Source organism: Ruegeria sp. CF1 (assembly GCF_056537445.1).
Genome location: NZ_JBQFRN010000013.1, coordinates 59,312 through 85,446 on the forward strand (window position 1 = coordinate 59,312; position 26,135 = coordinate 85,446).

Annotated in this window: 27 protein-coding genes; 10 read left to right on the top strand and 17 right to left on the bottom strand. The window is 56.9% G+C overall.

Annotation, left to right across the window (positions count from 1 at the left end; all coding sequences use genetic code 11):
• Position 1: 1 nt before the first annotated feature.
• The 11 genes from ACRZ96_RS18505 to ACRZ96_RS18555 form a co-directional block, all read right to left on the bottom strand.
• A complete protein-coding gene (locus ACRZ96_RS18505) occupies positions 2 to 1,339 on the bottom strand; it encodes a DUF6638 family protein (protein WP_480707561.1) in 1,338 nt (445 codons plus the stop codon).
• A gap of 366 nt (positions 1,340 to 1,705) precedes the next feature.
• Positions 1,706 to 3,637 (bottom strand): AAA family ATPase, encoded by a 1,932-nt coding sequence (locus ACRZ96_RS18510; RefSeq protein ID WP_480772276.1) that lies wholly within the window; start codon positions 3,635 to 3,637, stop codon positions 1,706 to 1,708.
• Positions 3,638 to 3,712: 75 nt separating this feature from the next.
• Complete coding sequence (locus tag ACRZ96_RS18515; protein ID WP_480772275.1) at positions 3,713 to 4,837, bottom strand: hypothetical protein; 1,125 nt, start codon at positions 4,835 to 4,837, stop codon at positions 3,713 to 3,715.
• A gap of 317 nt (positions 4,838 to 5,154) precedes the next feature.
• Positions 5,155 to 6,234 carry a hypothetical protein gene (locus ACRZ96_RS18520; protein WP_480707558.1) on the bottom strand — a complete coding sequence of 360 codons (1,080 nt, stop codon included), beginning with the start codon at positions 6,232 to 6,234 and terminating at the stop codon, positions 5,155 to 5,157.
• 209 nt (positions 6,235 to 6,443) lie between these two features.
• Complete coding sequence (locus tag ACRZ96_RS18525) at positions 6,444 to 6,875, bottom strand: hypothetical protein (RefSeq protein ID WP_170515464.1); 432 nt, start codon at positions 6,873 to 6,875, stop codon at positions 6,444 to 6,446.
• Between the two features lie 223 nt (positions 6,876 to 7,098).
• Positions 7,099 to 7,566, bottom strand: coding sequence for an Hsp20 family protein (locus ACRZ96_RS18530; protein WP_170395206.1), 468 nt, complete (start codon positions 7,564 to 7,566; stop codon positions 7,099 to 7,101).
• A gap of 122 nt (positions 7,567 to 7,688) precedes the next feature.
• Positions 7,689 to 8,504, bottom strand: coding sequence for a trypsin-like serine peptidase (locus tag ACRZ96_RS18535; RefSeq protein WP_480772274.1), 816 nt, complete (start codon positions 8,502 to 8,504; stop codon positions 7,689 to 7,691).
• Positions 8,504 to 9,289, bottom strand: coding sequence for a trypsin-like serine peptidase (locus tag ACRZ96_RS18540; RefSeq protein WP_170423291.1), 786 nt, complete (start codon positions 9,287 to 9,289; stop codon positions 8,504 to 8,506). Before ACRZ96_RS18540 ends, ACRZ96_RS18535 begins: the two co-directional genes overlap by 1 nt.
• A 117-nt stretch (positions 9,290 to 9,406) precedes the next feature.
• Positions 9,407 to 10,720, bottom strand: a complete 1,314-nt coding sequence (gene glcF / locus ACRZ96_RS18545; protein ID WP_170408701.1) for a glycolate oxidase subunit GlcF — start codon at positions 10,718 to 10,720, stop codon at positions 9,407 to 9,409.
• Positions 10,721 to 10,723: 3 nt separating this feature from the next.
• A complete protein-coding gene (locus ACRZ96_RS18550) occupies positions 10,724 to 11,818 on the bottom strand; it encodes an FAD-binding protein (RefSeq protein WP_480707556.1) in 1,095 nt (364 codons plus the stop codon).
• A 50-nt stretch (positions 11,819 to 11,868) separates the two neighbouring features.
• On the bottom strand, positions 11,869 to 13,308 hold the full coding sequence (locus tag ACRZ96_RS18555) for an FAD-linked oxidase C-terminal domain-containing protein (RefSeq protein WP_480772273.1): 1,440 nt from the start codon (positions 13,306 to 13,308) through the stop codon (positions 11,869 to 11,871).
• Positions 13,309 to 13,388: 80 nt separating this feature from the next.
• Here ACRZ96_RS18555 and ACRZ96_RS18560 point away from each other — a divergent pair, with 80 nt between their 5' ends.
• Together ACRZ96_RS18560 and ACRZ96_RS18565 are read left to right on the top strand one after the other, a co-directional pair.
• Positions 13,389 to 14,099 carry a DUF599 domain-containing protein gene (locus ACRZ96_RS18560; RefSeq protein ID WP_170395190.1) on the top strand — a complete coding sequence of 237 codons (711 nt, stop codon included), beginning with the start codon at positions 13,389 to 13,391 and terminating at the stop codon, positions 14,097 to 14,099.
• Between the two features lie 35 nt (positions 14,100 to 14,134).
• Positions 14,135 to 14,482: a hypothetical protein gene (locus ACRZ96_RS18565; RefSeq protein WP_170395187.1), complete on the top strand. Its 348-nt coding sequence runs from the start codon at positions 14,135 to 14,137 to the stop codon at positions 14,480 to 14,482.
• A 3-nt stretch (positions 14,483 to 14,485) separates the two neighbouring features.
• On the opposite strand, the gene ACRZ96_RS18570 is transcribed toward ACRZ96_RS18565, so the two are convergent.
• The 4 genes from ACRZ96_RS18570 to ACRZ96_RS18585 form a co-directional block, all read right to left on the bottom strand.
• Positions 14,486 to 14,971, bottom strand: a complete 486-nt coding sequence (locus tag ACRZ96_RS18570) for an NAD(P)H-dependent oxidoreductase (protein ID WP_170664335.1) — start codon at positions 14,969 to 14,971, stop codon at positions 14,486 to 14,488.
• 1 nt (position 14,972) lies between these two features.
• A complete protein-coding gene (rlmH, locus tag ACRZ96_RS18575; protein WP_170515483.1) occupies positions 14,973 to 15,443 on the bottom strand; it encodes a 23S rRNA (pseudouridine(1915)-N(3))-methyltransferase RlmH in 471 nt (156 codons plus the stop codon).
• A gap of 44 nt (positions 15,444 to 15,487) precedes the next feature.
• Positions 15,488 to 15,847, bottom strand: a complete 360-nt coding sequence (gene rsfS, locus ACRZ96_RS18580; protein ID WP_039541351.1) for a ribosome silencing factor — start codon at positions 15,845 to 15,847, stop codon at positions 15,488 to 15,490.
• 164 nt (positions 15,848 to 16,011) lie between these two features.
• Positions 16,012 to 17,373, bottom strand: a complete 1,362-nt coding sequence (locus ACRZ96_RS18585) for a mechanosensitive ion channel family protein (protein WP_480772272.1) — start codon at positions 17,371 to 17,373, stop codon at positions 16,012 to 16,014.
• Between the two features lie 123 nt (positions 17,374 to 17,496).
• On the opposite strand from ACRZ96_RS18585, the gene ACRZ96_RS18590 reads away from it, so the two are divergent.
• The 6 genes from ACRZ96_RS18590 (at position 17,497) to ACRZ96_RS18615 (ending at position 22,461) form a co-directional block, all read left to right on the top strand.
• The gene (locus tag ACRZ96_RS18590; RefSeq protein WP_260023663.1) at positions 17,497 to 17,592 is read left to right on the top strand and encodes an isopropylmalate isomerase; all 96 of its coding nucleotides are present in this window, start codon (positions 17,497 to 17,499) and stop codon (positions 17,590 to 17,592) included.
• Positions 17,593 to 17,635: 43 nt separating this feature from the next.
• Positions 17,636 to 19,039, top strand: coding sequence for a 3-isopropylmalate dehydratase large subunit (gene leuC / locus ACRZ96_RS18595; protein ID WP_170395174.1), 1,404 nt, complete (start codon positions 17,636 to 17,638; stop codon positions 19,037 to 19,039).
• Between the two features lie 38 nt (positions 19,040 to 19,077).
• Positions 19,078 to 19,632 (top strand): HdeD family acid-resistance protein, encoded by a 555-nt coding sequence (locus ACRZ96_RS18600; protein WP_170395171.1) that lies wholly within the window; start codon positions 19,078 to 19,080, stop codon positions 19,630 to 19,632.
• Positions 19,633 to 19,674: 42 nt separating this feature from the next.
• Complete coding sequence (leuD, locus tag ACRZ96_RS18605) at positions 19,675 to 20,280, top strand: 3-isopropylmalate dehydratase small subunit (protein WP_170395169.1); 606 nt, start codon at positions 19,675 to 19,677, stop codon at positions 20,278 to 20,280.
• Between the two features lie 331 nt (positions 20,281 to 20,611).
• Positions 20,612 to 21,442, top strand: coding sequence for a hypothetical protein (locus ACRZ96_RS18610; protein ID WP_170395166.1), 831 nt, complete (start codon positions 20,612 to 20,614; stop codon positions 21,440 to 21,442).
• Entirely contained in the window at positions 21,439 to 22,461 is a 1,023-nt protein-coding gene (locus ACRZ96_RS18615; RefSeq protein ID WP_480772271.1) for an endonuclease/exonuclease/phosphatase family protein, read from the top strand. Before ACRZ96_RS18610 ends, ACRZ96_RS18615 begins: the two co-directional genes overlap by 4 nt.
• 7 nt (positions 22,462 to 22,468) lie before the next feature.
• On the opposite strand, the gene ACRZ96_RS18620 is transcribed toward ACRZ96_RS18615, so the two are convergent.
• Positions 22,469 to 23,374 carry a sugar nucleotide-binding protein gene (locus ACRZ96_RS18620; protein WP_480615143.1) on the bottom strand — a complete coding sequence of 302 codons (906 nt, stop codon included), beginning with the start codon at positions 23,372 to 23,374 and terminating at the stop codon, positions 22,469 to 22,471.
• Positions 23,375 to 23,457: 83 nt separating this feature from the next.
• On the opposite strand from ACRZ96_RS18620, the gene ACRZ96_RS18625 reads away from it, so the two are divergent.
• Positions 23,458 to 24,351, top strand: a complete 894-nt coding sequence (locus tag ACRZ96_RS18625; protein ID WP_480772270.1) for a LysR family transcriptional regulator — start codon at positions 23,458 to 23,460, stop codon at positions 24,349 to 24,351.
• Positions 24,352 to 24,357: 6 nt separating this feature from the next.
• Here ACRZ96_RS18625 and ACRZ96_RS18630 read toward each other — a convergent pair whose 3' ends face one another.
• The gene (locus ACRZ96_RS18630) at positions 24,358 to 24,885 is read right to left on the bottom strand and encodes a redoxin domain-containing protein (RefSeq protein ID WP_480772269.1); all 528 of its coding nucleotides are present in this window, start codon (positions 24,883 to 24,885) and stop codon (positions 24,358 to 24,360) included.
• Between the two features lie 91 nt (positions 24,886 to 24,976).
• Between ACRZ96_RS18630 and leuB the strand changes: the two genes are divergently transcribed.
• Complete coding sequence (leuB, locus tag ACRZ96_RS18635; RefSeq protein ID WP_480753824.1) at positions 24,977 to 26,080, top strand: 3-isopropylmalate dehydrogenase; 1,104 nt, start codon at positions 24,977 to 24,979, stop codon at positions 26,078 to 26,080.
• Positions 26,081 to 26,135 lie beyond the last annotated feature (55 nt).

Genomic DNA, 26,135 nt, shown 5'->3' on the forward strand with positions numbered 1-26,135 from the left:
CTTAATCTCTCCTGACCGCGCCCCAAGGGCCGACCCGTGCGATCACTGTTTCGCTGACCCGGTCATTGCCGGTCATATCCGGTTCATGACCAAATAGAGCCGCCCGCGCACCAGCCTTGTCCACCTGATACTCGCGGGCAAGGAAGTCGGCAACATAGGCTTTCTTGGTCTCGGGCCAGGTCCTGTAAGTACTATAAAACAATTCCTTGTGGCAGATGAACATCTGCCGCGGATCCAGCGGAGCCAATTCGGTCAACAGCATATTCACCAGATCGCGGTTCGGCGTATCGGCTGCGCGCAATGTGTAGAAATAGGCGGGATGATCCGAGGTGATGCGTGGCCAGCGCCCACCATCTGTCGCCCAGCGCAACAGTTGTGCGAGGCCGTGGTACGCCTCGGGCAGGCGATCCGCGTGGTTGCGTGCCAGTCGGCGCATGTCGCTGCGATCCAGCCCGCTCAGATCAACGTCTGCGTCAGCAGCCGCAGCAATGGTCAGAAAATCCATTTTCTGTTGCAGGATCGCGGCAGCATCCACGCCGCGCGCCTTAACGATAGGTTCAACCAGATCGTTGTAGTCGAGAAACTTGGCAATCTGGTTCCGCTGCGACGGGTCAAAAATGTATTTGATCGGCATATCGTCGGGCTTTTCGCCTATGCAAATCGCCGCCGGGTGATCCATATCCGGGAACAGGTAGAGCCCGCCAAAGTGTGCCGTCCAGAAATTACGCTGCTCGAAAGCGGTATGGCGCAGGCGCACCGGATTGCGCGTTACGTCGCCAGTTTCTTTGGCGGTTTCGATCATCTTGGCGATTAGCACATCGTCGAACCAAGCGTCCTCTTCGGTTTTGAAGCGTTCGACCATGCCCGCCAGTTGTTGCGCTTTGCGCAGAGTGCCGCCTGCGGTGTCTGCCTCGATCTCGATCTTGCGCAGGTTCAGCAGATCGCGGGGCGTGGTGAGTTTGATGACCGAGTTCACCAGCTCTCCGGCCACCGCATCGGTGGCGGTCAGGGCAAACAACTGTGCCTCGTTCATCTCGATGAATTCGCGCAGAATATCGCGCGAGGTCGAGAATTTGACGTTCAGCAAAGGCGCGTGCTTCTGCTCGGTCGTCAGCAGGATGAACTGCCGGTTGACCCCGTTGGGGTTGAGGTAGAGCTCATCCTCAAGCTCAATCCCCACTTCCGGAGAAAAACCCGAGATATCCACATGGAAATCCGTCAGCGCCGTGGTCTTGCCCGCCAGATGTTGCAGTGCGCGGTTATACCGCTCGACCAGAGCCGGGCTGGAGATGTGGACGAGGTTGCCGAACATCAGGCCTTTTTCGATGAGGCGGATCATGACATATGCCTTCCCGCGCAACGGTAGCGATGCACCCGGCACGAGGGTGGGTGCGGAACGCGCCCGCCCTGGGGGGCGGGTCGGGCGCGTCGCGGCTGCGCCGCGATTATTGAATGTGTCAAAGCTAAACTTGTCATTTCGAAACTCACCGCCAAAAATAGTACAATACTGTGGCGGCCACGCACAAAATGCCTGCAATTGTCAGAAAGCCAAAAAACACTTCGCTTGGTGGGTCCGTCACTGAGCATGTGCGAACAATACGAAAGTTCTCAGGTGATAAACCCTTCCAACCGCAAATCGTTACGGTCATGAAAATCGCTGGAACGAAAGAAAATATCGCGACGACGATGGCTAGTCGGAAAATACTCACCCCTTCCCCTCCAGATACCGCCGCTTGGCCTCCTCCATCCGGCCCATCTCGCGCACGGCGTTTTCGATGGCGACCTCGTCGCTCTTGTCAGCATAGCGGAACTCGCTGTCGGCGTAGCGGTTGATCTCTTGCATCACCATTTCCACCGTGATCGGCTGGCGCAGGTCTTCGATCATCGCCTTCTTGGTGTCGTAGTCGCGGAATAGGAACAGGTCGGGGTTTTCCATCCACTCATCGGGCAGTTCGAAATCCATCGCGCGGACCTTGACCGCGTCGGTGATGTTCTTGATCGCGCGGCCTGTAAAGCGCTCATCCGCCTGCTGGATCGCCTTGAGGTAGGTGCCCAGCTTGGCGATGGTGTCCATCTGGCCGATCTCGCCGGAGACCCGGTCATAGACCTGCAGCAAAGCGTCCTCATGCGGGCGGGAGTGGCTTTCGAAACTGGCGGCGACGGCCTTCTTGATCTCCTGCGCGGCATAGGCTTCGTGCTCGCCCAGCGGAATGTCGTGGTTGCGTCCCATCAGCAGGTGCAGGATGTCGATATAATCCTCCCGCGTTTGCGGGCCGTCCACCAGGAACCGCGCGCCCGCCCGCTGACGCAAGGCGTCGTCCACATTCTCGGGGTAGTTCGAGAACATGCCAAAGGTGCAGTTGCCGCGCACGACGGTGTTGGCGCCTGCAAAGCTCTCCATCAGCACGGCGGTGATTTCCAGCTGCCCGGCTGAGGACTGCCGGTCGCCGCGTTTGCCCGCCAGTTGGTCGATATCGTCGATGGTGCCGAAGCCGATAACCGTGGGGTCGATGATCGTATTGATAAACGCCTTGGCGTTCTGGCCGGATTTGCCCTGATAGCTGTCGATATTGTCGGTGCTCAGGTTTTGATAGCGAAACGGATAGCCCGCGTTCTGACAATAGTCATTGATCAGCCCGGCCATCATCTGGATCAGGGTGGTCTTGCCGGTGCCCGGTTTGCCGTCGCCCATGAAGGTAAAGATGAACCCGCCAAGTTCCGCGAACGGGTTCAGGCGGCGGTCGAAATCATAGGCCATCACCATCTTGGCCAGCTTCATCGCCTGATACTTGGCGATATGGTTGCCGACCACCTCGTTCGGCTTCTTGAACGTCATGGTCAGAGTGGTGGATTTGGCTTTTGAGGCGGGCTCGAACCCCCGGATCGTCAGATCATCGGCCTCGATATGCCAGGCGGCACTCTGGAACGGTGCCAGATGGCCTGCGGACTGGGCGCGTAGAGCGACCTTTTCCAACAGTTGCTCGGCATAGGCGCTGGTGGCCGCGATCAGGTGGGCATCATCGGGGGCGTGTTTGGCAAGGGTCTGGTCCAACTCCCACAGCGCGCCGTGCAAGGCGAGTTGGCCGTTGTCGGTCAGAACCTCTTCGATCTCACCGATATCGACAGTGGTCTCTCCCAGATGCGAGGACATCAAGTACGCCAGCGCATTGCCGAAGGTGTGCGAGGTGATCAGAGCCTCGGCCGTCAGCAGTTCAGAGAATTCGGTCTTGCGCGCGGCAGGCAGATCTCCGGCCAGATTGGCGCGTTTAAGATCGGCAAGCGGGGTCTGTTCCGCATAAGCCTCAGCCATGGCCAGAGCGATGGCGATGGCACGTCGTATCGCCTGTTGCGTGGTCGCCTGTGGTGGTGAGACCAGCGCATCGCCATCGTCCGATGCCTCGATTCGTTCAACCAGATGCACCCCGTCCTTGCGAGCAGTACGACGCGTCACCAACCCCGGCGTCGTCGACCGAAAGCGCCGCCCGGTAGAGACACCAGGAGACCGTTCGACAGTCGTTTCAACCGCTTTGGCAATCCGTGGAGCATGCTCGAAACCATTCAGCAAGGCAGTCGCTGCCGGATAGTGCTTACGAATGTCGTCTTCGCGCAATTCCATCTGATCTGACGTCAAACTCATCTTCTTCCTCGCAATGCCGGGCTGAAGCCCGGCCTACTCTAATCACGTAGGGCGGGCTTCAGCCCGCCACTGGTCTCAATATCTCAGCACCTGTCCGGCTTTGCTAACAACAAACTTGCGCACATCGGCGAATCCCGGCGGGTTGCGTTCGGCCAGCACCTGAAACGGGCGCTGGGGCAAGATGATCGACCGTTGTGTGCGGGTGGCCCCGGTTTCGGCCCCTTGCGCGCCGAATGGGTCGAGCGCAAAGACCTCGCGCTCAACAGTAGAAAACCAGCCGGCGCGTTCTTCGATCACCTCTTCGCTTTCCAACTCTTCTGTGGTCCAGGCCAGCGCCCAATCTTGACCTTGCGGAGATTGCGCATCCTCCAGCACCTGCCTCAAAGGACCAGATTGCTCGGTATAGGCCGAAGAATACATCGGCCCCACATGGATGCGGCGCAGGTGTTTGGGGTGCAGGTCGTCGAAATCCTGATCGAACCCTTTGGCTATGGTCACCAGTTTCAACCCGCCCAGAGACTGCGCCATCAGATGCGCCTGCACTTCGGGCCAGCGGCGTTGGTCTTTGGGAAGGGCGGTTTTGCCGCTATCCTCCAGCTGCATCAGATAGATCACCGGCAGGTTGATCTGGCTGTCATAGACCGCCCAGTGGATCATGAACTTGCGCCGTTCGCCCTCATTCCCGATCCAGTGGCATTCGGGATCGTTGCGGGCCCAGAACAGCTGACCTTTCAGCAATTCCTCATAGTAGAGCCTTTGTGACAGCGCGAATTGCAGCTTGGTGGGGATTTCCTGATCCCCAATGATCGTCCGCACCATGTCAGTTTTTAGGTCATCCTCGGACGGCATATTCGCCAGATGCACCTGCGCCTGCTGCGCGTCATTGGCCATGGTCAGCAGCTCAGCCGCCACCGGAAACCCGCTGTCACGCTTGTCCATCGCAAGGCTGCCAAAAAACCGTCCCGTATCGCGACCGACCAGCAGATACTTCATGGAAAGCGCGCGGAAGGTGTAGAGCAGCCCCGAGAGGTAGCGCGACACGATCCGCACCTCTTGCTTGCTGATTGCGCCCTCCGCCTCCATCGTCGCGGCCACGCGCAGGAGGTGGACGGTGATGACTTCGAATTTGCGGAAATAGCGGCGTGAGGCGAAGGTGTCGGTCAGGCCGACATGGTCTTGGGTGGGGTTGGTATCGGTCATCTTGGGGCGTCCAAGTCCTTCCCGTTTTTGTCGATATGAAACCACCATCTAAAGAGAGGCGAACCGACACTATGCAGTACTACTTGAGGGTTGATCCCAACCGAGTACTGAAAACGCCGCCCCCTTTCGCTGCCCCAACTCAACCAACACAGAAGTCGCATTAAGCAAGCCGCAATTAGTGCAATAAGCAATGCCTGTAGCACTTTAGGATAAGTCGGCTTCTGATCTATAAAACCAATTTTTTCCAAGAATCTCGGCACCTCCAAGGGACCAAGACTAACTGCTAGTAATAGAAATTGTTGGTGAGCGAAACGCACTTAACCACCATACAAATTCTTATCATGCTTCTCGACAATCGAGGCAAAGCGCCGCGCGAACCGCTCATCCGCCTTGGCCTTTTTCTCCAGCACGTCGCGGGCAAAGACCATGTGGTCCTCATGCGCCTCAAGCATGTCGGCCATTTTCTGGTTGGTCGCGGTGCCGATGGCGGCCATCGCCGTCTGCGCCTCTTGGTCAGTTTGCACGCCGATCTCGTTGATGCGGTGGGCCACGTCCTGCTGCTGCGCGGTTTTCAGCGATTTGGTCAGGGCATCATACAGCACCACGCGCTGTTGCGTATCTGTCTGCAGCTTGTTGATCAGCACCATCTGCGTCGCCGCCTGGTTCTGGAGTGAATCGACCCAGGTTTTACCCTTTTCGATATAGCGTTCCAGCGTCTGGGATTTGGCCAGCTTGACCTGCTCTTCCTGAACCTTGGCGTTGTATTGCTTATTCAGGTCAGCCAGTTCGGTTTCCAACTGAGTCCGCGCGGCGGCATCCTGTTCGACGCTGATCTTGTTTTCCAGCGTGATGATCGCCGGGTCCATGCCCTGAATCTCTGCCCGCAAAGCCTCCAGTTCGGCCACGGTCGCCTCGCGGTCGTCCAGCGTGACGGTCAGGTTGTCCTCGACCTTGACGCGCTGTTCTTCCAGCACGGCCAACTGTCCTTCAAGCAGTTTGACGATCACATCCGATTTAGCGATCAGGTCCTGTAGCTTGTCGTCGATATTGGCGGTGCGCATGCGTTCCTGCCGCATGGACTCGGATTTGGCCTTGGCGAAGATGCCGACGAACGACTCCCACCCGGTTTTCGAACGCATTTCGTCGAAATCCTTGGAAAACGCGTTGGTCACGTCGTCGAGCCCCATGATCAGCTCAGCGATGTTGGCGTTCATCACCTCGGTATGGGCGTGCACATCTTCCAAAGTGGCATTTTCAATGTCGATATCTGCCTCTGCGGTTCCGATCTTGGCACGCGCCGCTTCGATCCGTGAGGTCAAGCCTTCAATCTGCGACTGGCTTTCGCGGACTTTCTGTTGCGTCTCTTGAATCAATGCTTCGAATTGCTGGTTCGACATCTGCTATCCCTATTCTTCTTATCATCCAATGACATAGGGAATGTTATGGAAATTTACATCCCCTTAGGTCTCCAAATCACCAAGACTGTGACAAACTCGACGCTAAAAAGATAGACGCAGAGACAAGGCCGAGACACATTGCCCGCTGGTTTTCAGAAGGGAAAATAGAAGCTCTTGGATTTCTTAAGTTGAAGCTGCCGATGGCAAGCTCAGTAGTTCGAATACCGGAAATTAACCACAGAATCATCTTGAATAGCGCAATGGGCTTTTATGTGGCTCCGCGCATCATTGCTGTCCTTTGAGCGCGCGACCTCCAAATCAATCAGATCGATGCCATCAGAATTCGTCGTATAGGAAAGCGTCCGCTCAAAATCGACGGCATAGTAGCCCTGATTGCTCATGGCGGTGTGGGTCCGATGCATACAAAGCCCGATCGCATTCTCCTCGGGCGAAACGTGCGGATGCTTCTGGTATTTTGATCCGTGCTTGTGATGGTGTTTGGCGATCGACGCTCCCAGCACACCCAACGCGACCCCAGCGATAAGCGCTCCTGTATCGTTGGCACGGGTTGGTGTCGCGGTCAGTGTGGTCGATGCAACAACGGCACAGACCATAGCGGCAAAAACGGATTTCATTCGCATCTATTTCGTCTCCCTCTGAAGGCAATGAACGAAATTCAGTTCATTGAAGTGTTCCAGAAGAGACTAGCCTGACGACCTAAACTATTGCCAGATTTTCGTGAAAACGTGTTGCCCACCATGTGCGTGTTGCGATGGATACAACTTCGCCCCGCGCCTGGAGGAACGCGGGGCGTGTGGTGCGACAACCCAGAGAGGCGGGACTGTCGCTAAGTGATCAACAGCCTCAGTTCACGGCTTTGGCGTCAACCACGTCCTTTTCAATGGCCTTGCCAGACGAAATTTCGATCCGGCGCGGTTTCAGCGCTTCTGGCACTTCGCGCTTCAGATCGATGTTCAGCATGCCGTTTTCATGGCTCGCGCCGGTGACACGAACGTGGTCGGCCAGAGCAAAGCGGCGCTCGAACGCGCGGGTGGCGATGCCACGGTGCAGATAGCTGCGCTCTTTTTCGTCCGAAGCTTTCTTGCCGGAAACCACCAGAGAATTTTCCTTTACCTCAACCGACAGATCGGCCTCGGAAAACCCGGCAACAGCGACCGAAATGCGGTAGGTATCAGCATCGGTCTTTTCGATGTTGTAAGGGGGATAGCTGGGCTGAGCCACGTCATTGGTCAAAACCCGGTCCATCATGTCTGCAATCTGGTCGAAACCGATGGTTGCGCGGTGAAGTGGTGCGAAGTCAAATGTACGCATGTCGTATCCTCATCTTTGAGCGATTCACAAAATTGCCCTCCGAAATGGACGGGCGGTGATTTATGCCGGACCCCAGCTTTGGCGATCCGGTAAAACTCAGATGGGAAGTAAAAGGACCGGGTTCAAGACCCGCCCGCGCTGAGGAATTTAGCACCCGAACTGGACTTGGCTGAACCCGGCTGCAATCTGCGGATTGTTGCCGTGGGTCGGGGCGCGTCACGACGCAATATCGCCTTGAGTTCCGAGACAATCCCCGACAGCTCCATCCCGTAGCCGATCTTGCGTTGACCATCCGATGCGCCCGCCGAAACAACCGACAGGATCTGCCAACGCGGGCCTTTTTTTGCTAAAATAGCGGAGCCCGACGAACCGAATGTAATATCGCAATCAAAGCTGATCAGCCCCTGCCCGCGTTGCAGGATGCGGCAAGAGCGTTGGCGCGTGATCGCCTCGGCCCGACCGCGACCATACGAGGCGACGCTGATTTCGCTGTCGCTGACGCGGCCGCTGTGCAGGGCGAACGGATCAGCAATCGAATAGGGAATCGGCTCTTCCAGCCGCATTAGAGCCACATCAATTCGAACACGTGACGCCGATACCGGCGCATTGGCAACAAACTCGGGATGGGTCGCAATCTGGATGACCTTGCGATCCGCAAGCGCCTGACCGTCGCTCAAACCGGCGCGAAAGGTCAATTCACCGGGGGCATAGGGTTTTCCGGTGGCCTTGCTCACAGCGCAATGCGCCGCTGTCAGCACGATGTCCTTTGCGATCAAAGTACCGGTGCAAAAGCCCTGTTCGCCAATATCCAGACGTCCGACCGCCTCCCACCCATACAGATCATCGCGATCCGTCAGTCGGCGCTTGCCGCTGGTCTGGGCCTGCGCGGCAGTTGCGAGAATAGAAACAAGCAAGGTGATACTTAATAAAACACGCATCATGGCTTAAGGAACTTTGCTCCGAGGTTTTTGGTGTTGTTGTCCAATGTGGCGTTCATACCCCGCCCCTGCGAAAGCTCGGCCCGCAACAATTCCAGCGATTCATCCAAGGCGGTGCCCAGCGCAACGCGTTGACCCTGCAATTCGGCCTTCGCTGCAACGACCGACACAATGCGTGGCCGCTCGCCGTCAAACGAAAAGATCGGCGCGCCGGATGCCCCGAAATCCACGTTGCAGGACATAACCAGAATTCCAGCCTGTCGCCCAATGACGGAACAGACTTCCTGCAGTGCTGGCGCTTCGGCGCGGTCATGCGCGTACGAGACAACCCCCACCTCTTGACCGCGGGCAGGACGGCGTCCGGTTTCGAAAGGAATGACCGAGGTGTTGCGGATCGGCTGCCACAGCTCGATCAGCGCAATATCATGACGCACCCGCGTTGCAGAAACATTGCCTTCATAAACATAGTCGGGGTGAACCACTGTTCGACGCGCCGGACGATAAGCCGAGGCGGAACCAAGGCGCCAACCGGCCAGAAACTCGATCCGGGCCGGATTAATTCGCTGTTTCGTGGTTTTATCGTACAGACAATGCGCAGCCGTCAGTACCAGAGTCGGAGATATCAGCGATCCGGTACAAAACCCGGTGCCGTCGATATCCAGTCGACCAACTGCCATCCACTCGCGCCCAGCATCGGTGGTTTCCAGGCTCCTAAGCCCAGTATCCTGCGCCTGTCCTGCCAAGGGCAGCAAGCTGAAGACAATAGCCGTGATCCAGTTGCGCACGCGGGTCTCCGGTCATGAGGTCCGACCAAGATTCGTATGCCGTTGGTGCGGCGAAAATAGGGCAATTGCCCCTTGGATTAAATTCAACCGGACCTGATGCGCGGGTGCAGCAATCGATCAGCGCAGTTGGGGTACCCCAGCCATGCCGTCGCGCAATGCGCGCGGTTCCGGCCCTCCGGTGGCCCAGTCCAGCAGCTCGACTGTGTGGACAACGGGCGTGTCAGTCCCAGAGCCGATCTGCATCATGCATCCGATGTTACCTGCCGCGATAACATCAGGGTTCCTAGCCTCAAGCGTGCGCACTTTTCGTTGTTTCAACTGACCCGAAATCTCAGGCTGCATCAGGTTGTAGGTTCCTGCACTGCCACAGCACAAATGACTATCTTTAGGCTCTAACACTGTGAATCCAGCCGATTTCAGCAGGTTCTTGGGATAAGAGGTAACCTTTTGCCCATGTTGCAATGAACACGCCGCGTGGTAGGCAACAACCAGTTCTTTCTTGTCGCTGTCCGGCATCTCTAGCTGCACCAAAAGCTCACTGATATCCATCGCCATGGCGGATACACGCCCCGCATCCACCGCCAGCGGATCACTGCGGAACATGTGCCCATAATCTTTAACCGTGGTCCCACACCCCGAGGTGTTGATCACGATCGCATCCAGACCATCACCATCCATTTCGCGTGTCCAGGCCCGGATATTGGCTGCAGCAGACGCATGGCTTTCACCGGTTTTACCCATGTGATGGGTTAATGCGCCACAACAGCTGGCACCTTCGGCGACAACGACCTCGCAGCCCAACCGGGTCAGCAGACGAATCGTGGCGTCGTTGATATCGGTGTTCAAAGCCTTTTGCGCACACCCCGTCATCAGGGCGACGCGTTTCTTCTTAGCGCCTTTTGCTGCAAAGCTCTGAGGGTCATCATTGCGACTGACTGGTGGAATATATCTCGGCGCCATGTCCAGCATCGCCTTTAGCCGGGCATCCGGCATCAGAAACCGGAACGGACGACCCAGCTTTGCCCCGATTAGAGCCCAGCGAAAGCGTGTCGGATAAGGCAGGATTCTGGCCAATATCCAGCGCAGAGCCCGATCCGAGAACGGGCGCTTGTAGTTGTCTTCGATATATTCCCGTGCGTGGTCCACGAGGTGCATGTAATGCACGCCCGAGGGGCACGTGGTCATGCAGGCGAGGCAGGATAGGCAGCGATCGATATGCTTGACAGTCTTTTCGTCCGGAACACGCTCATTCTCCAACATGTCCTTGATCAGATAGATGCGCCCGCGAGGGCTGTCCAACTCATCGCCTAGCACCTGATAAGTCGGGCAGGTTGCTGTACAGAAACCACAGTGAACACAATTTCGGAGTATCTCGTTGGATCGCTGAATCGCTGGGTCTTGCAACTGCTTTTCGGTAAATTTCGTCTGCATCGCCTACCCCATCAGACCCGGATTGAACACGTTCCGAGGGTCAAATCTCTTCCGAATTGCCTTTGTTAGAGCCTGAATCTGCGTGCTCTCTGGTTGGAATCGCCCAAATTCAACGATGGTGTCAGCCTCTGCGCGTACCAGCGTTGCATGTCCTTCAAAGTGACCCAGTCGTGCACGCAGATCGGTGCCCTTTGGCACCAATACCCAGATCAAGCCCCCGCCCCAGTCAAATAAGGTTCGATCCGCGTCGATCCGTTCTGCAAGGCTGGCTGCATCGCCGGGTTTCACCGATAAGCGCCAGACATCACCTTCCAGATCCTGAAACGCACGCAGATCGCGCAGATCGACCCAGTGGTTGCTCGAATTCTCTAACTCGGTGCATTCGCCCCCAAGGATTTCGCGCAATCGACCTACCCGATAGGCAACCGAGTCGGCAAATCCTTCGATCCGCAACAAGGCCTGACCATCCAGTGGATCATAGGCTGCGCTGCTCACCTCGAAGGGGGATTTCAGGGCAGTGGACATGAGATCAACTGCGGTTCCTACATCAGCGGCCCCGACTGCCAGAGTGGTCTCGACCTCAGGTCTAGGCAGCACTTTCAGTGAGACCTCGGACAGCACCCCTAGCGTGCCCCAGGAACCCGCCATGAGCTTGACCAGATCGTAACCGGTGACGTTCTTCATCACCCGCCCGCCATTCTTGATCACCTGCCCCAACCCGTCGACATAACGTACGCCCAACAGGAAATCCCGGCACGCGCCCGCCTGAATTCGACGCGGCCCCGAGATGTTGGCCGCGACAACACCGCCGATTGTCGGTTCCCCCGTGGTGCCCAGCAAACCGCGATGATCCATCGGCTCGAACGCCAGTTGCTGACCCTCGGCCTCCAAAGCCGCTTCGATCTCAGTCACTGGAGTCCCGGCATGCGCGACCAGAGTCAATGCGCCCGGCTCATACTGTGTAATTCCGTGCAGTCCCGACAGGTTCAGCACAGGCTCGGGCCCATCAAGGCCGCGCGTGCCGCCTCCGGCAATACGCACTGGGCCATCCAGGCCGGCAACGATGTCCGCAAGTTCAGCCTCGGTTTCAGGTGTCATGGCACTTCATCTTTTCGCAAATACTCTGGGTATTGATGGGGAAGGCTCATCTATTCCGCGGCCATCCTGCGCGTGGCAGACGCCTTTAGCGGAAACACCTTGGCTGGGTTCAACAGCCAATGCGGGTCAAACACATCTTTCACCGCCATCTGCGCCTCAAGATCCTGTGGTTCATATTGGTGTGTCATCAGATCACGCTTTTCGATGCCGACCCCATGCTCACCAGTCAGGCAGCCCCCCGCATCAACGCAAAGCTTCAGGATGTCCGCCCCGAACGCTTCACATTTCTCAAGATCGCCGGGTTTGTTGGCGTCAAACAGGATCAAGGGGTGCATGTTGCCGTCACCGGCATGGAACACATTGCCGACTGGCAGGCCATAATCTTTGCTCAGCTCCCCGATCCGGCGCAGGACGAAGGGTAGCGATGAGACCGGGATCGTCCCATCCAGACACATATAATCGTTGATTTGCCCCATCGCGCCGAAGGCCGATTTCCGCCCCAGCCAGATACGGGCGCTTTCATCAGCCGATTGGCTTTCTCGCAGCTCAACCGGATTATGCCGCTTGGCGATCTCGATAATCTTCGACAACTGGCTATCGATCTCTGCCTCTGATCCTTCAACTTCGACAATCAGCAACGCCTCGCAATCAGGATAACCCGCTTGGGCGAAATTCTCGCAGGCTCGAATACAAAGGCGGTCCATGAACTCGATCGCGACAGGCAATATGCCCGATTTGATTATGTCAGAGACGCATTGACCGGCTACTTCATTATCGTCAAAGCCCATCAGAACAGGACGCGCGCCCTCAGGTTTGCGCAGGATGCGCAACATTGCTTCAGTTACGACACCCAATTGCCCTTCGGATCCGCAGATAACACCCAACAGGTCCAACCCGCCAGCGTCCAGATAGGCACCTCCAATTTCGACCACGCTGCCATCCATCATGACCATAGTCACACCCATCAGATTGTTGGTCGTCACCCCGTATTTCAGGCAATGCGCCCCGCCCGAATTCATCGCGATATTCCCTGCAATGGCGCAGGCAAGCTGAGATGAGGGATCGGGGGCGTAAAAGAAATCCTCTTCTTCAACGGCACCGGTTACACTCAGGTTGGTTCGGCCGGATTGCACTTTGATAAATCTGTTGTCGTAATCGATTTCCAGAACTTCGTTCATCCGTGCAACGCCTAGAATCACACAATCTGCCGTCGGCAGGGCACCACCCGCCAATGACGTGCCCGCGCCGCGCGGTACAACCGGCACACCCAGTTCATGGCAAATACGCAAGACATCGGAAACCTGCTGCGTGGTCGAAGGCAGTACAGCCAGCATTGGCGGGCATTTATAGGCGGTCAGCGCATCACATTCATAAGCCCTGGTCTCGGCCTCTTCATGGATAACAGCATCCTTCGGCAGCACTTGCTGTAGTCGCGCAACCAATGCCTGCTTGCGTGCTAAGACATCCGGATTTGGCTTGGGCATTTCCATCGCTGATCCTCCATTTGGTAAAATTATATTACCAATTTTATCGACTGGCAAGTTGCCGAATCCAACAATAGTGTCGCGGCATGACCTGGATCGACCGCACATTACTGTTTTCCTCGCTGGACTATGCTGCCGTTTTGCTGTTGTTCGCGACATGGCTAGGGATTGGGTGGAGGATCGAAAATCCGTCCTCTCAGAAACCGTCGGTTTCATTGATGATGGATGATTTCCGCAAGGTCTGGATGCGTGAAATGGTGACGCGCCAGCCGCGTGTGTTCGATGCACAAGTGATCTCGGCCATGCGTCAGGGCAGCACGTTCTTCGCTTCGACTATCATGATTGCAATAGGCGGCGGCTTGGCATTGCTTGGCAATACCGAACGCCTTGCTGGGGTTGCTGAAGATCTTGCCATCGGCCGTGCGCCTGCCATGGTTTGGGAAATCAAGATACTGATTATTCTGCTTTTTCTGTCGAACGCTTTTCTGAAATTTGTCTGGTCGCATCGCCTGTTTGGGTATTGCGCAATCCTGATGGCCGCTGTTCCAAATGATCCCGATGATCCACAGGCCTATCCACGCGCCACACAATCCGCTGATATCTGCATCACGGCGGCTCGTAGTTTCAATCGCGCGTTGCGGGCGACATATTTTGCGTTGGCTTCAATCGCATGGATACTTGGACCGGTAGCCCTGATCCTAAGCTCAATCGTCACATTCGGTGTGCTCTATCGTCGCGAATTCGCCTCGCATTCACGCACCGTAATCATGACTGCGCCACCAAACACAGAGTCGTGATCGCAATGCGATGCGCGAGCGCATAGTTTGACCCCATGCGATATCTGATTCTCAGCGCCTTACTGGCCAGCCCCGCATTCGCCGACCCTCCGACGGTCGAACAGGTTTCAGCCCAATCAAATGGGGATACCTGGCGGTTCGACGTCACGATCCGCCACTCCGACACCGGATGGGATGACTATGCCGATGGCTGGCGTGTTCTGGATATGCAGGGGAACGAGCTGGGGATGCGTGTGCTGCATCACCCTCATGTCGATGAGCAGCCCTTTACACGGTCACTTGGCGGGGTGGTGATTCCGGACGGGACCACGCAGGTGCAAATTCAGGCGCGCGACAATGTCGGTGGTTGGAGCGAAGACACGACCGTGGTCGATCTGAACTGACCCTCAGAACACCCCGAGGCTGAGACCTGCGGCCAAGGCCGCTCCAACCTCACGACAGTTTTCAAGTTGTTCTTCAGGAATGATCTTTTCGGCCAAGATCGCTTTGGGTGTTTGCGCATGAGTGCAGATGATCAGGGGCGGTTGCACCTCTTTCAACCGCCACCCCGTTGCGATCCGTGCCATCTGTCGCGCGGCATTCTCACCATCTGATCCGGCGCAGACCATCTGCGCATAGGGTCGACCTTCGATCTGACCTAGCACCGGATAATAGCAGCGGTCAAAGAACTCTTTCATCAGCCCAGAGATCGCGGCCAGGTTCTCGGGCGCGCAGAAGATATAGCCATCGGAGGCCAGCAAGTCGTTCGGACCGGCCTGATCGGCGGTTTTCAGGATGGTGTTCGCTTCATCCCGCGCTGCTTCGGCTGCGGCTTCAGCCATTTGCCGGGTGCCGCCGGTGCGCGAGTGGTAGACGATCAATAGCTGCGCCATGTCAGACCCGGTGATAAGGGCCGCCTGAAAGGATGGTCGCGGCCCGGTAAAGTTGCTCGGCCAGCATCACACGGACCAACATATGGGGCCAGACCATTGACCCAAAGGATAGGGAAAAATCAGCCTCCGCCCGCAGATTAGGGTCTATTCCGTCCGCTCCGCCGATGATCAGCGCCAGATCCTGTCGGCCCGCGTCGCGCCATCCACCCAGCTTTTTTGCAAAATCAGGCGAGGACAACACCCGTCCGCGCTCATCTAGCGTACAGATCACCACACCCTTGGGCAGCGCCTTGCGCAGCAGGGCCGCCTCGGCCCCCATGCCTGCGTTTTTCTTGTCTTCGACCTCGATCACCTTCGCAGGACCAAGGCCCAGCGCGCGGCCGGTCCTGTCAAATCGGGTCAGGTAGTCGTCAAGCAGGGATTTCTCCGGTCCGGCGCGCAATCGCCCAACCGCAACGATGCTGATACGCATGTCTCTCTCGCCTCCGGCCCCTCAATACAGGCCGGGATGGCGCCTCAATTCGCCGAGGCGCTGCCGCCCTGAGGCAGCCACATCTTTTCCAGCTGATAGAATTCACGCACTTCGGGGCGGAAGATATGAACGACCACGTCGCCCGTATCGATCAGCACCCAGTCGCCGGCATCCTTGCCTTCGACCTTCGAGGTGAAACCGAATTCCTGCTTGATGCGATCCGTCAGCTTTTCCGCCATGGCCGAGACCTGACGGGTCGACCGACCCGAGGCAATCACCATGTGATCCGCAACAGAAGACTTACCTTGCAGGTTGATCTGCACGACGTCTTCGGCCTTGTCATCGGAAAGTGAGGAAAGGATACGTTCAAGCAGCTTGTCGCTGATTGACTGAGAGTGGGCCATTACATCGGCCCCATCATCGGCGGGCAAACCCGCCTGTGTATGTAGAGACAGGACATAATCCTCCTTTGCTGCGCGCCGCCAAACCCCGGCGCCGGGGTACTAATAAGGTAACAAGGGGATTGCAACATTTCAATGAAAGGGCCGACGCGGTGCCGCACATCCGGTCACTCTTTGGCGAGATGTTGCACCTCAGCGTCGGCCTCCGGGCCGCCCAATACGCGGATTTCACGCTGCGGGAACGGAAGCGAGATGTCTTCGACCTTGAACGCATCCCACAGCGCCAGGAAGACATTGCCCCGAATGTTTGTCAGACCCTTGTTCGGATCACTGATCCAGAAGCGCAACACATAGTCCACGCTGCTGTCACCGAAACCAGTGATATGGCAGACAGGTTCATGTTTGCCTCCACTCAGTACTCGACCGACCGTCTTGACGGCACGGATCGCAGTCGCGCGGACTTTGTGTGGGTTGTCGTCGTAGCTGGTGCCGAAATCAAGATCCAACCGCACGAAACGGTCGGAATGCGACCAGTTTACAACCTGATTGGTAATCAGATCTTCGTTTGGAATCAGATATTCCCGACCATCCCGCGTAACCACCGAGACATAGCGCGCGCCCAGCGCGTTAATCCAACCGAATGTGTCCCCGAGTGAAATCACGTCGCCCGGTTTGATCGACCGGTCCATCAGGATGATGATGCCTGAGATCAGGTTCGAAACCACTTTTTGTAGGCCAAACCCGATCCCGACGCCAATGGCCCCGGACAGCAACGCTATGCCAGTCAGATCAAACCCGAGGGTGCGGATCGCCGCCATGAACACCGCCCCGTAGAGCAGCACCTGAATACCCTTGGCCAGAAGAACCTGCATCGATGGTGTTATGTCTTGATTGTTCGTAAGGCCGCGCTCAGCCGCGCGTGTGCCGACACGCGCCAAAGTCAGCAGGACGCCGATCAGCAGTACAGCCTTGATGATGCCCAGCGCCGAGATATGAAGATCACCGATAGAAATGGCGACGCCATCAAGGAACCCGGCTACATCATCCGTCAGGTTCAACGCAATCAACGTGGCATAGACCCACATAGACCATTTAAATATTTGTCGCAGCGTTCGGTTTCTCACCAATCGCGAAACCAACGCGATGGCCAGCCATGCGACAGCCAGCGTTGCGAAGACACCAAGTATATAGCTCCGCGACGGCCATGTGACCTGTTGCATCACCAGATAAAGCCCACCAGACAGCAACACAAAATACACCAGCGTCAGACGGCGCATCAGTTGGATCAATATCCGCAGACGCCATTTCGGCCATCCCACCCGGGCCCTCGCCCAGGTTTCCCATCGGCCCTGCGTCAGCAGTTTCAGCAAGAATGAGATTGCCCAGAGAAACAGGATGATGATGAGTTGATACTGCCGCCATCCTGGGGTGACGATCAACTCGACCAGACCTTCAATTTGCGAGGAAAACGCCGCCGTCATGTTGGCGTAAAGCTCCGAGAGCGTCTCCGGTAGTAAATCCTGGTTCATTCACCTCTCCTGCAGGTCAGCTTGGACAGCGATGCTGGATGATGCAAGCCCGCAGTGAGACGGTTGGGATTGAACCTTGATTGACACGAATGCCCGTTATATCTGGTGCGTATGAGACTCAATGTGGCCCAAGAACAGAATCTGGAAGATCGCGCGCGTCTGCGTGAACGGTTCTTTGGGGCTGCCCGCACGGTCTTGGCCCGCCTATCGGCGGCCTAAGCCAACTCGCCAGCTATTTCTCATTACATACGGGAGAGGACCGATGTCCCCCAAAACACTCTATGACAAGATCTGGGATGCCCATGTCGCCCACGAGGCCGATGATGGCACCTGCCTGCTGTATATCGACCGCCATCTGGTGCACGAAGTGACCAGCCCACAGGCATTCGAAGGCCTGCGCATGGCGGGCCGCAAGGTGCGCGCGCCAGAAAAAACCATCGCCGTGCCGGATCACAACGTTCCGACCACGCCGGACCGTGTGAATGGTATCGAAAACCCGGAATCACGCATTCAGGTCGAGGCACTGGACAAGAACGCCAAAGATTTCGGCATTCACTATTACCCTGTGCACGACGTCCGTCAGGGCATTGTGCATATCGTCGGCCCCGAACAGGGCTGGACCCTGCCCGGCATGACCGTTGTTTGCGGCGACAGCCACACGGCGACTCATGGTGCATTCGGCGCTCTGGCGCACGGCATCGGCACATCCGAGGTTGAACACGTTCTGGCCACCCAGACTCTGATCCAGAAGAAGTCCAAGAATATGAAGGTCGAAATCACCGGCAAACTGCAGCCGGGTGTGACCGCCAAAGATATCACTCTGGCTGTGATCGGCGAGACCGGTACTGCTGGCGGTACAGGTTATGTCATCGAGTATTGCGGCGAAGCGATCCGCGATCTTTCGATGGAAGGGCGCATGACCGTCTGTAACATGGCCATCGAAGGCGGTGCCCGCGCTGGCCTGATCGCGCCGGATGAGACCACCTTTGAATATGTCAAAGGCCGCCCGCATGCCCCCAAAGGCGCGCAGTGGGAAGCCGCGATGGACTGGTGGAAGACGCTTTACACCGACGAAGATGCGCATTTCGATAAAGTCATCACGCTGCGTGGTGAAGATATCGCGCCGGTCGTCACTTGGGGCACCAGTCCCGAAGATGTGCTGCCGATCACCGCATCCGTACCGCATCCCGAAGATTTCGAAGGCGGTAAAGTCGACGCGGCCCGCCGTTCGATCGAGTATATGGGCTTGGAAGCCGGTCAAAAGCTGAGCGATGTTGAAATCGACACTGTTTTCATCGGTTCTTGCACCAACGGTCGGATCGAAGACCTGCGCGCTGCGGCGGAAATCCTGAAGGGCAAGAAGATCAAGGACGGCATGCGCGCCATGGTCGTACCAGGCTCGGGCTTGGTGCGTGCACAGGCCGAAGAAGAAGGTTTGGCCGAGATCTTCAAAGATGCCGGTTTCGAGTGGCGTCTTGCGGGCTGTTCAATGTGTCTGGCGATGAACCCCGACCAGCTGCAACCGGGCGAGCGCTGTGCCGCGACTTCGAACCGAAACTTCGAAGGCCGTCAGGGTCGCGGTGGGCGTACCCATCTGCTGAGCCCCGCAATGGCTGCCGCTGCGGCAATCACAGGACGGCTGACAGACGTCCGTGAATTGATGTAAGAGTCTCTCATATCTAGATATTTGATGGAGAGACTAACATGAGTGATTGGGTCAAATGGCTACTGCTTGGACTTTTGTCCATAGCATTCGGGGTGTTCGTATTGGGCGCACCGGTCGTGGCGTCCGTTGCCGTAACAGTAGTAACTGGCGTGTTGCTATTGATTGCGGGCGGAATGCAGATCGTTGGTGGCTTCACGGTTGAAGGCACTGGCAACAAGATCCTGTCACTCATCATGGGTGCGGTCATGCTGTTTCTGGGCTGGTCCTTTCTGGATCACCCGCTGCAGGGCACGCTGACGCTGGCAACTGTGATGCTCATCCTGTTCATGGCAGGCGGCATCGCACGGGTCATTCTGTCGTTCCAGATGAAAGGAACGCAGTTTTTCTGGCCCACGATGATCTCGGGCATCTTGTCGATCATCCTCGCCGGCATCATCTGGACCTATGTGGGCAAGGAACCGGCTGCTCTGCTGAGTATACTGGGGATCTTCCTGGGCATTGAGATGCTGTTCAACGGGTTCGGATTGGTCTTCATGGCGTTCTTCGTCAAGAACGCACCCAAGGACGAAACAACAGAAGCGAAAGAAGCTTAAACGCGGAGCACGGGCGCGGCCCTACCCCGCAGGAGTGTAGAAATGGAAAAGTTCGAAAAAGTCCACGGGGTGGCCGCCCCAATGCCACTGATCAATATCGACACCGATATGATCATTCCCAAAGTGCACCTGAAAACCATCAAACGCTCTGGCCTGGGTGTCGTGCTGTTTGATGAGATGCGCTATCACGATCATGGTGGCGAGAACGAAGATTTCGTTCTGAACAAACCCGCTTATCGCAACACCGAGATTCTGGTGGCCGGCGACAATTTCGGTTGCGGCTCGTCGCGGGAACATGCGCCATGGGCGATCAAGGATTTCGGTATCAAGGTGGTGATCTCGACCAGCTTCGCCGACATCTTTTTCAACAACTGCTTCAAGAACGGCATCCTGCCCATCGTAGTCGAAGAAGAGCATCACGCGATTCTTATGGATGACGCGCACAAGGGTGAAAACGCCCGCATGACGGTGCATCTGGAAGATCAGCAGATTACCACTTCGGATGGCATGGTCATCGAGTTCGACATTGACCCACACCGCAAGCACTGCCTGCTGAACGGTCTGGACGATATTGGCCTGACGATGGAAAAAGACCATCACATCGACAAGTTCGAAGATCATGCGAGTCAGGCCCGCCCCTGGGTATGATTCTGGGGACGAATCTGTTGATACTCAACCTAACAGGGTCGCAAGCGCGGCCCTGTTCGCATTCTTGGGGCAAAAACCCAGTGCACCACAACATATAGGTATCAATTTGAGATACACGTCGGATTTGCGTCGAAATTGATGCAATCCCGCACCAGTTGCGCCATCATTTTGCCCGAAATTGCGTGTTATTTGCTCATTGGCTTGAGCGAAATACCGCTTATCGGCAAAGTTGGCACCCATGAGGTAGCCGCCAACGAACGAGCGGTGAGCACAAGTTGGACGATAAGTCGGCACAGAATCGACTACGCCGGTTTGGAAAAGGGTTCGGATTGTGATTGCACGCACAACGGGGGCGGCGATACGTGGATTATTGGTAGCACTTATGGTGCTTACCCCTGCGTTGTACCTGCCTACATCGACGTCGAATGGGACTGAGATTGTCGTCTTTCTGGCGATCCTTGCGTTTATCCTGACTTTCTCGGAATACAACTCGGCCTTTCCAAGCTTTATCGAATTTCGTGACGCACCACCTGTGAACAGGCTGCGCTTTGTCGGTTTGATGTCGATGGTTACCTTCCTGACGCTAATCTGCAAAAACGCCTATGCCCCCTCGGAACTTACTGGCCTGTTTTATTCAGTTGGCCTGATGGTCGCGAATGTGGTGGATTTCCCCTACTCCCCCGTTCGTCTTGTGGTTCTGATGCTGCCCGCCGATGCCAGCCAGCCCCTTGTAGATTTGGTGCGTATCTCCGCCAGCGTCGCTTATGTCGCGGCCTTGGTTACCATCGCCAGCTTTGCCTATGCAGTGAAGCTTCGGGGATGGCCAACAGGCAACGGCGCGTTCAACGTCTGGACCAATCTACCGCTGTTTGACCCAACCAAGGGTGGTGATGTGGTCACCCGTCTGCAGCGTGACGGGCGGCTCAACATCGCAATTGGGGCTTTGCTGCCTTTCCTGATTCCCGCCCTGATCAAGCTGATGGCTGCTTTCATCACGCCGATCGCGCTCAGCAATCCGCAGACATTGATCTGGACGCTTTGCGCATGGGCATTCCTGCCTGCCAGCATGATCATGCGAGGCATGGCGACACTGCGCATTGCCGGCCTGATCGTTGAGAAGCGCCGCGCATACTCAACTTCCGAGTCAACTCAGATCGCATGATCCGACTGCTGGTTCTGTTGCTGTTGCCGTTTACGGCACAGGCAGAGACATTGCGCATCGCAAGTTTCAATACAGAACTCAGTCGCGAAGGTCCCGGCCTGTTGCTGCGTGATATTCGGCGGAACGACCCTCAGGTCGCTGCGGTGATCGAGGTGCTGACGACAACCCGACCCGATATCGTCGCGCTGCAAGGCATCGATTGGGATTTAGACGGGCTTGCCCTTGCTGCGCTGGTCGAGGCGCTGAAAAGCAACGGCTTGGATTATCGATACAGTTACGCCGAGCAACCCAATTCCGGGATCGAAACCGCGTTGGATCTGGATGGGGACGGCGAGACGGGCGGTCCGGGCGATGCACAAGGCTGGGGGCGGTTCACCGGCCAGAATGGGCTGGCAGTGCTGTCCCGCTATCCTATCGCTACCGATCAATTGCGGTCATTCACCCAGATGCGGTGGCGCGACTTGCCGAATGCCCAGCTGCCAGCCAAGGATGGAGAGCCCTTCCCATCACCACAAGCGCAGGCTGTTCAGCGGCTGTCTTCTACATCGCATTGGGTCGTTCCGGTCGACACCCCGGGTGGTCGCCTAAACCTGATGACGTTTCACGCCAGCCCGCCTGTCTTTGATGGACCTGAAGATCGGAACGGACTGCGCAACAGGGATGAAATTCGGCTCTGGTCGCTTTTGCTGAACGGTGATCTGGGTGAGAAACCTACGGGGCGTTTTGTCATCGCAGGTGATGCGAACCAGGATCCTTACAAAGGCGAGGGTCGCAAATCGGCAATCCGTGATCTTCTGGCCAATCCGCAACTGCAGGATCCGATGCCTGTTGACCCTGCGGGGTCAACTTCAACAGTTTTGTGGAAGGGCGTTGGCGAGATGAGAGTGGATTATGTCCTACCTTCGGCGGATTGGCGTGTGCACGATGCGGGCATTTACTGGCCGGAACCCACATCCCGTGACGCGGCCGTCGCCGCAAGCCGTCACCGGCTTGTCTGGGTCGATCTATTCGACGAATAGGCTTCGATCATGACCGTATGACTGTGCCGAATCGCTGGCGGGATTCATATTGCACAGGTTCAGACACGGCGTTCCTCAACGCGTCATTTAGGTCGGTCTGCGCAAATTCCGGGAGCAGAGCATCAAAGAGGCGTGCGTCCAGCCGGTGAGAAGTATTCCATAGATACCTCATCTCAAGCAAATGAGGCGCCATACGCCAGAACGGGCGGGCCAGATGCAAAGGCCACCATGCCATCTGTTTAAGGGTGAGTTCACGCCCCGCAACCTGCGAAAGCGCCAATGCCATTTCATTGCCGGTCAAGGTGTATCCAGCATAGGGGACATCGCAGAAACGCGGTAGCAGGCTGCGCATTTCTGCCAACTCCACAGCAGCGCGAGTTAAATCGGGCAGATAGGCCCAAGCATGCTCGATATCCGGATTGCCGGGATACACAAAGCGCCCGCGCCGCAAGTGTTTGATGAGAATCTGATCGAACCAATTGCCAGAGGCCGTGGTGTCTATGAAATCACCTGCCCGCAACATGATGGTCCGAACCGACGAGGCACGATAAGCCTCTTCCATCTCGATCCGAATGCGTCCCAACGGATTTCGCGCAAGATGCGGTGTCCTGGTCGACCAGGGGCCGGGCGTATCCGCACCGAAAACATAAACGTTCCCCGGGACAATGACCGTCAAGTCACGCTCTGATGCAGCGGCGATTACCTGACGATGCAACTCTGGCACCTGCTCCGCCCAGTCGGGGTAAAGCGGGTTCCAGGCGTTCACGATGACGTCTACTCCACGTACCGCCGTGCGCAATTCCTCCCTGCGTCGATCAAACTTTTGCACAATCCATCCCGCATCCGAAAAGGCTCTTGCAGCGTTGCGTCCAAATCGACCGGTGGCCCCGAGAATAAGTACCGTTTGTGGCATTGATCCCTCCGTTCCGGATCAATCTATTCATTCACGATGTTTTGGAAATTGCGAAAAATCGCAGATTATGTATTCGTTTTTGAATGGCTAAAACACTCCAACTATCCGACTGGTCCTTAGTTCAAAGCTTTCTGGCGGTTGCCGAAACCGGCTCACTATCCGCAGCCGCAAAGCAACTGGGTCGCAGCCAGCCGACGCTTGGACGTCAGGTGCATGCGCTGGAAGAAGAATTGGGGGTCTCGCTGTTTGATCGTCACGCGCGTGGACTGACGCTCAGCGAGGTGGGGCAGCAAGTGCTGCCAATGGCGCAGCAGATGTACAGCGCAGTCAATGCCCTGGGGCTGACGGCAGCGGGTCAGGCGCAACAGCTGGAAGGGTCGGTCAGGATCACCGCTTCGGTATTTGTATCGCATCACCTGTTGCCGCCGATACTTGCCGCAATCCGTGAGGCAGAACCGGCGATTCAGCTTGATCTGGTCGCCTCGGATGCCAGCGAAAACTTGCTGTTCCGCGAGGCCGATATTGCCGTGCGCATGTATCGGCCCGAACAGGTTGACATCGTGGCAAAGCATATCGGTGAGGTTCCGTTATGTTTCTGCGCCGCCCAAAGCTATCTGGATCGTGCAGGGCGACCAACAACGCCGACAGAGTTGATGCAGCACGACCTTGTGGGATTTGACACCAATGAAGACATTATCACCGCTATGCGGAACAAGGGCTGGCCTGCCAGCCGGGGCAGCTTTGCCACGCGATGCGACAACCAGACCGCCTATTGGGAATTGATCCGCGCAGGGTGTGGGGTGGGCTTCAGCCAACTCAGCATCGCGCAGTCCGATCCTCTGGTCGAAGTGCTAGATATTGATGTCGAGATACCGGTGCTGCCGGTCTGGCTGGCTGCCCCTCAGGCGATGCGACAGACCCCGCGCATTCGCAGAGTCTGGGATTTGCTGGCCGACGGGTTGAAGGCCCGGCTTTAAAACCGCCTACAGCGCGCCGGTATAGGTGCCGCGCGCAGGATAGTTATTAGCCAAGGTGAATTTCAAACCGCCGACGATGTCCGACATCGGCGGTCGCGCAAAGGGCGTTGTCTGCTGCCAGACGTAATAGAGGGTCTGATCAGGTTTGATATAGAAATGTCCCGGCTCAGCGAACAACGCTGGCTCGGCACTACCTTCACGAGCCACCGAGATGTTCAGGCCCCAGACATCCCGCGCGTCGGCCATGGACAGGCCGTATCCTACGCGCAGCTTCGACACTCCGGCCTTCTCAACCGTCTCGGCCGCACGTTCGTCGGTATCCGTGGTGATCATGATCACCGCAATCCCCAGCTCGGCGAATTCATCCAGCGCAGCCTCGACCTCACCCATTTGGCGAACGCAGATCGGGCAATGCAGGCCGCGATACTGAATCACCAGCGTTCCGTTTTCGCCAGTGTCGCGCTCAAGATCAAAGGTGCCATGGCTTACTGTTTCGATTTTTAGCGATGGGGCCGGATTTCCGGGTGTCAGCATGTGGTTTCCTCGTGATTTGATGGGTTCGTCTCATTGACCCGATGCGCCGCAAACGCTAGGGCCTGTGCGACAAAACGCAAGGAGACTGTCGATGTCCAACCCCTCGCTCCTCATCCTGCCCGGAGACGGAATTGGCCCGGAAGTTATGGCCGAAGTGCGCAAAATCATCGATTGGTTCGGCGCCAATCGCGGTCTTCAATTTGACGTGAGCGAGGATCTGGTCGGCGGCGCTGCCTATGATGCGCACGGGAAGCCCCTATCGGATGAGACCATGGCCAAGGCACAAGAGGTCGACGCTGTGCTGCTGGGGGCTGTTGGCGGCCCTAAGTATGACGATCTGGATTTCAGCCTGAAACCCGAACGCGGACTGCTGCGTTTGCGCAAGGAAATGGACCTGTATTCCAACCTGCGCCCAGCTCAGTGCTTCGACGCGCTGGCGGATTTCTCGTCGCTGAAGAAGGATGTGGTCGCTGGCCTCGACATCATGATTGTGCGCGAGCTGACATCTGGCGTGTACTTCGGTGAACCGCGCGGCATCTTTGAAGAAGGCAATGAGCGCGTGGGCATCAACACCCAGCGCTACACCGAATCCGAGATCGAACGCGCCGCACGTTCCGCGTTTGAGTTGGCGATGCGCCGGAATAAGAAACTGTGCTCGATGGAAAAAGCCAATGTGATGGAATCGGGCATCCTGTGGCGCGAGGTCGTGACACGTGTCGGTCAGGAATACCCCGAGGTCGAGCTGTCACACATGTATGCAGACAACGGCGCGATGCAGCTTGTGCGCGCGCCCAAACAGTTTGACGTGATCGTCACCGACAACCTGTTTGGCGATGTACTATCCGATTGCGCAGCGATGCTGACCGGGTCTTTGGGCATGCTGCCGTCTGCCTCGCTGGGCGCACCGATGGCGAATGGCCGCCCTAAGGCCATGTATGAACCCGTTCATGGCTCGGCCCCGGACATTACAGGTCAAGGCAAGGCCAACCCAATTGCGTGTATCCTCAGCTTCGCCATGGCACTGCGCTACAGCTTTGACCAGGGCGACGAAGCGGATCGTCTGGAAACCGCGATCGAGAAGGTTCTGGCCGACGGCGTTCGCACGGCTGATCTGCTGGCCGAAGATGGTGTTGAGCCGGTTTCAACCAGCGAAATGGGTGATGCAATTCTGGCAGCGCTAGACGAAAGCGTCTGATCTTACGATCATTCAGACATCAAAGGCGGTGCTCAGCGCACCGCCTTTTTTTGTT

What these genes read in the sequence shown, in the direction of transcription:
- ACRZ96_RS18505 (WP_480707561.1), bottom strand. Translation starts at nt 1,339, where the DNA reads ATGATCCGCCTCATCGAAAAAGGCCTGATGTTCGGCAACCTCGTCCAC.
- ACRZ96_RS18510 (WP_480772276.1), bottom strand. Translation starts at nt 3,637, where the DNA reads ATGAGTTTGACGTCAGATCAGATGGAATTGCGCGAAGACGACATTCGT.
- ACRZ96_RS18515 (WP_480772275.1), bottom strand. Translation starts at nt 4,837, where the DNA reads ATGACCGATACCAACCCCACCCAAGACCATGTCGGCCTGACCGACACC.
- ACRZ96_RS18520 (WP_480707558.1), bottom strand. Translation starts at nt 6,234, where the DNA reads ATGTCGAACCAGCAATTCGAAGCATTGATTCAAGAGACGCAACAGAAA.
- ACRZ96_RS18525 (WP_170515464.1), bottom strand. Translation starts at nt 6,875, where the DNA reads ATGCGAATGAAATCCGTTTTTGCCGCTATGGTCTGTGCCGTTGTTGCA.
- ACRZ96_RS18530 (WP_170395206.1), bottom strand. Translation starts at nt 7,566, where the DNA reads ATGCGTACATTTGACTTCGCACCACTTCACCGCGCAACCATCGGTTTC.
- ACRZ96_RS18535 (WP_480772274.1), bottom strand. Translation starts at nt 8,504, where the DNA reads ATGCGTGTTTTATTAAGTATCACCTTGCTTGTTTCTATTCTCGCAACT.
- glcF (WP_170408701.1), bottom strand. Translation starts at nt 10,720, where the DNA reads ATGCAGACGAAATTTACCGAAAAGCAGTTGCAAGACCCAGCGATTCAG.
- ACRZ96_RS18550 (WP_480707556.1), bottom strand. Translation starts at nt 11,818, where the DNA reads ATGACACCTGAAACCGAGGCTGAACTTGCGGACATCGTTGCCGGCCTG.
- ACRZ96_RS18555 (WP_480772273.1), bottom strand. Translation starts at nt 13,308, where the DNA reads ATGGAAATGCCCAAGCCAAATCCGGATGTCTTAGCACGCAAGCAGGCA.
- ACRZ96_RS18560 (WP_170395190.1), top strand. Translation starts at nt 13,389, where the DNA reads ATGACCTGGATCGACCGCACATTACTGTTTTCCTCGCTGGACTATGCT.
- ACRZ96_RS18565 (WP_170395187.1), top strand. Translation starts at nt 14,135, where the DNA reads ATGCGATATCTGATTCTCAGCGCCTTACTGGCCAGCCCCGCATTCGCC.
- ACRZ96_RS18570 (WP_170664335.1), bottom strand. Translation starts at nt 14,971, where the DNA reads ATGGCGCAGCTATTGATCGTCTACCACTCGCGCACCGGCGGCACCCGG.
- rlmH (WP_170515483.1), bottom strand. Translation starts at nt 15,443, where the DNA reads ATGCGTATCAGCATCGTTGCGGTTGGGCGATTGCGCGCCGGACCGGAG.
- rsfS (WP_039541351.1), bottom strand. Translation starts at nt 15,847, where the DNA reads ATGGCCCACTCTCAGTCAATCAGCGACAAGCTGCTTGAACGTATCCTT.
- ACRZ96_RS18585 (WP_480772272.1), bottom strand. Translation starts at nt 17,373, where the DNA reads ATGAACCAGGATTTACTACCGGAGACGCTCTCGGAGCTTTACGCCAAC.
- leuC (WP_170395174.1), top strand. Translation starts at nt 17,636, where the DNA reads ATGTCCCCCAAAACACTCTATGACAAGATCTGGGATGCCCATGTCGCC.
- ACRZ96_RS18600 (WP_170395171.1), top strand. Translation starts at nt 19,078, where the DNA reads ATGAGTGATTGGGTCAAATGGCTACTGCTTGGACTTTTGTCCATAGCA.
- leuD (WP_170395169.1), top strand. Translation starts at nt 19,675, where the DNA reads ATGGAAAAGTTCGAAAAAGTCCACGGGGTGGCCGCCCCAATGCCACTG.
- ACRZ96_RS18615 (WP_480772271.1), top strand. Translation starts at nt 21,439, where the DNA reads ATGATCCGACTGCTGGTTCTGTTGCTGTTGCCGTTTACGGCACAGGCA.
- ACRZ96_RS18620 (WP_480615143.1), bottom strand. Translation starts at nt 23,374, where the DNA reads ATGCCACAAACGGTACTTATTCTCGGGGCCACCGGTCGATTTGGACGC.
- ACRZ96_RS18625 (WP_480772270.1), top strand. Translation starts at nt 23,458, where the DNA reads ATGGCTAAAACACTCCAACTATCCGACTGGTCCTTAGTTCAAAGCTTT.
- ACRZ96_RS18630 (WP_480772269.1), bottom strand. Translation starts at nt 24,885, where the DNA reads ATGCTGACACCCGGAAATCCGGCCCCATCGCTAAAAATCGAAACAGTA.
- leuB (WP_480753824.1), top strand. Translation starts at nt 24,977, where the DNA reads ATGTCCAACCCCTCGCTCCTCATCCTGCCCGGAGACGGAATTGGCCCG.